At 58.6% G+C, this 2,980-nt stretch carries 4 protein-coding genes and 3 tRNA genes; all 7 read right to left on the bottom strand.

Going from position 1 to position 2,980, the window contains the following annotated elements; translation table 11 throughout:
- Positions 1-92, bottom strand: a 92-nt coding sequence (locus tag AC2CGW_RS25190) for a GTP-binding protein (RefSeq protein ID WP_133295916.1), incomplete at its 3' end; no start/stop codon positions are given.
- Between the two features lie 79 nt (positions 93-171).
- Positions 172-247 (bottom strand) — tRNA-Thr (locus AC2CGW_RS25185).
- 28 nt (positions 248-275) lie between these two features.
- A tRNA-Gly gene (locus AC2CGW_RS25180) sits at positions 276-349 on the bottom strand.
- Positions 350-373: 24 nt separating this feature from the next.
- Positions 374-457 (bottom strand) — tRNA-Tyr (locus tag AC2CGW_RS25175).
- Positions 458-599: 142 nt separating this feature from the next.
- Positions 600-1,025, bottom strand: a complete 426-nt coding sequence (locus AC2CGW_RS25170) for a hypothetical protein (protein WP_186670238.1) — start codon at positions 1,023-1,025, stop codon at positions 600-602.
- A gap of 7 nt (positions 1,026-1,032) precedes the next feature.
- The gene (locus AC2CGW_RS25165; protein ID WP_186670236.1) at positions 1,033-1,782 is read right to left on the bottom strand and encodes a pantothenate kinase; all 750 of its coding nucleotides are present in this window, start codon (positions 1,780-1,782) and stop codon (positions 1,033-1,035) included.
- Positions 1,772-2,731 carry a bifunctional biotin--[acetyl-CoA-carboxylase] ligase/biotin operon repressor BirA gene (gene birA / locus AC2CGW_RS25160; RefSeq protein WP_484574768.1) on the bottom strand — a complete coding sequence of 320 codons (960 nt, stop codon included), beginning with the start codon at positions 2,729-2,731 and terminating at the stop codon, positions 1,772-1,774. The genes AC2CGW_RS25165 and birA overlap by 11 nt, the downstream gene beginning before the upstream one ends.
- Positions 2,732-2,980 lie beyond the last annotated feature (249 nt).

The following is a 2,980-nucleotide window of genomic DNA, read 5'->3' as shown; positions in this document are numbered from 1 at the left end:
GCTGCGGTCAGAGTGGTCTTACCGTGGTCAACGTGGCCGATAGTGCCGACGTTAACGTGGGGAAGGGAACGATCAAACTTTTCCTTAGCCATCGATACAGTCCTCCGCAGAAGAAATAGTTACTACCCTGATAAAACAAAGGCAGATATTTTCATATCTGCCTTGTTTATATGGAGCTCTTGAGCGGACTTGAACCGCTGACCTCACCCTTACCAAGGGTGTGCTCTACCAACTGAGCTACAAGAGCGAAACTCTTTGCGCCAAAACAGCAAACTTGGAGCGGGTAGCGGGAATCGAACCCGCATCATCAGCTTGGAAGGCTGAGGTTCTACCACTAAACTATACCCGCGGAGCTTGCGGCTCTCGCTAAAACTGGTGGAGGGAGAAGGATTCGAACCTTCGAAGCTCTCGCAACGGATTTACAGTCCGTCCCCTTTGGCCGCTCGGGAATCCCTCCAGATGTGGCGGGCATTCTATTTACCTGCCGGCCTGTAGTCAAGCATTTTTTCAATTAAATCTGAAAGTTAGCTGCTTTGACTACACTTCCGGTACCACCACCTGAGCGGTGTTCCCTGCGAAGCGGGCGCCATTCTATCAAGCTATTCGCCAGTTGCAATACCCTGGCAGAAAATAATTTTATGTTTTAAGTCTTTGAAATCACTGGAAAGACTGGCGAGGACCGCCTCATCCAGCAAACGCTCGCTGTCAGGGCTTACCTTGAGCCAGAAGCCGTCCGCGCCAGCCAACTGCCCCTGCACCGGCTGAGCGGCGATATCGAGGCTAAGCAACCGTTGACGCAACGCTACCAGCTCATCCTGCCCGGCAAATCCCCCCACCACCAGGCACTCATCTCTGCGCCTGGCGGGAGCTGCCGCCCCCGTCTCCCGAAGCAGACGGATCTCCTGCTGACTTCCCTTGTAGAGGGAAAGGGGTGCAACCTCCTTGACCCGTACCGGCGCCTCCTGCTGGCGCCACACGTAATAGACGGCATTTAGCACTACCAACAGCAGAAACAACCAACGCATAGGCACCTCAACTCAAGGGGCAGGCCATCGCCAGGCCAACAAAGACCAGGTCCGGTACAACCCGCGCACCAGGTGCAGACACCTGGACCAGGGGCGCATCACCTCCCGTGAGGAAGACGCTGAACTCACTACCCCAGAGGGCGCGCGCCTGATCGATCTGCGTGCGGGCGAAACCCTGCAGCATCAGGACGCATCCGCGCTCGACCGCCTCGACCGTGGAGCGCCCAGGCTCAAGACTGCTCAACGCACGCTCGGCCGAGGCATCGTCATAACGAATACGGCGGGTGTGCGTCCGCAGCTGGCTACGCATCAACGGCATCCCCGGACAGATGTATCCACCCAGATGCTGACCATCGGCCGCTACGAAATCCGCCTTGGCGGCTGTGCCGAAATCCATCACCAGGCAAGCCCCTTTGGCCAGGTGGAATGCACCGAGGGCGGCAAGCCAGCGGTCCATGCCCAGGCGCTCATGATCTTCATAGCCATTGCGCACACCCGCCATTTCGACAACAGGACGCGCAACCCGCACTTCGACGGCGAAGGCTTGCCTGATCGCCTCGCACAGCGCATCGGTTTCTTCCTCGCTGCGCACACTGACCATTCGTGCGCCCGCCAGGCGTGCCGCAGCCAGCCCACTGACGGCAGCCAACAGCGCCTGATCCGAATCAACGATGCCGCCCCCCACGATGGTGGCATCTGCAGCATGAATCACACGCCACTTGATAAAGCTGTTACCGCAATCGAGCTCAAGAATCATCGCGCAACCTCAACCCGAGCTCTCCACCACTGAAGCTCTTCTCCACACCCTCGACATCCATGCGCAGACCGCCCTGCCCGTCCACACCCAGCACAATGCCATCGACCGTCTGATTGCCGGCGATCAGCGAGACCTTGCGCCCCTGCCACAGATGCGCCTGCTCCCATTCTTCCTGGAAAGCAGCGAAGCCATAGCGACGATGGCGCGAAAGCTCATGCTGCAATTGCTGGCTCAACTGCGCAACCAGACGATTGCGATCGATGAGCTCGCCAGTCTCCCGACGCATCGACGTCCACTGCTGGTCGACCTGATCATTGCTCTGCATGTTCACATTGATGCCGATACCCAGCACAACGTGACAGACATCCGCGGGGTCGCCAACCAGCTCCAGGAGAATGCCGACAATCTTCTTGTTACCAACAAGAACGTCATTCGGCCACTTCAGCCCCGCACCTTTTACACCGAGGGCATGTAGCGTACGCATCACCGCCAGGCCAACGACCAGGCTCAGCCCCTCGAGCTGGCGCATGCCCCCCTCCACCCGAAGCACCAGGCTGTAATAGAGATTTTCGGCGAATGGGCTGACCCAGTGTCGGCCACGCCGACCACGACCAGCACTCTGGCGCTCGGCAAGCACCAGGAAGGGCGCAGCCTGGCCCTGCCCGATCAGACGCAGAGCCTCGGCATTGGTCGAATCTATTGAGTCATGAACAAGAACAGGCCACTGCTCACCCTGAGTGAATGCAGCAATCGCCGAAGCCTCGAGCAGGCTCAATGGCGTAGCAAGCTGGTATCCACGACCACGCACCTTGTGAATGGTGAGGTTCAGCTCGCTTTCCAGGTGCTGCAGCTGCTTCCACACGGCGCTGCGGCTCACCCCCAAGGCTTCCCCCAGGGCCTGGCCAGAATGAAACCGGCCATCCTTGAGGAGATTCAACAACTTCAGCATGCCAGTCTCGACTTGAAATAAGGCTGGCATGATAGCCACGGGCTGCTGGATTGCATAGGAAAAGGGCGGGGATATCCCTGCGAGAACGGGTGCGCAGACCCAACCATACCCTGTAGAGGCAGGCTTGTCCTGTGGCGTGCGCGGTGTCGGCGTGCAGGAGCGCTCTGGTCCGGTCTGGCTTCAGAACGCCAGAAAGACAAAACCCCTACCTGCTCGCGCAGATAGGGGTTTTGCGAAATGAATCTTGAC

The sequence above is a fragment of the Pseudomonas sp. SYWMCR5 genome (genome assembly GCF_057197165.1).
The sequence above is the reverse complement of the archived record's forward strand: the minus strand, read 5'-3'. Positions and strand labels throughout refer to the sequence as shown.

Coding starts and splice junctions, on each gene's coding strand:
- birA (WP_484574768.1), bottom strand. CDS start 2,731: ATGCTGAAGTTGTTGAATCTCCTCAAGGATGGCCGGTTTCATTCTGGC.
- AC2CGW_RS25170 (WP_186670238.1), bottom strand. CDS start 1,025: ATGCGTTGGTTGTTTCTGCTGTTGGTAGTGCTAAATGCCGTCTATTAC.
- AC2CGW_RS25165 (WP_186670236.1), bottom strand. CDS start 1,782: ATGATTCTTGAGCTCGATTGCGGTAACAGCTTTATCAAGTGGCGTGTG.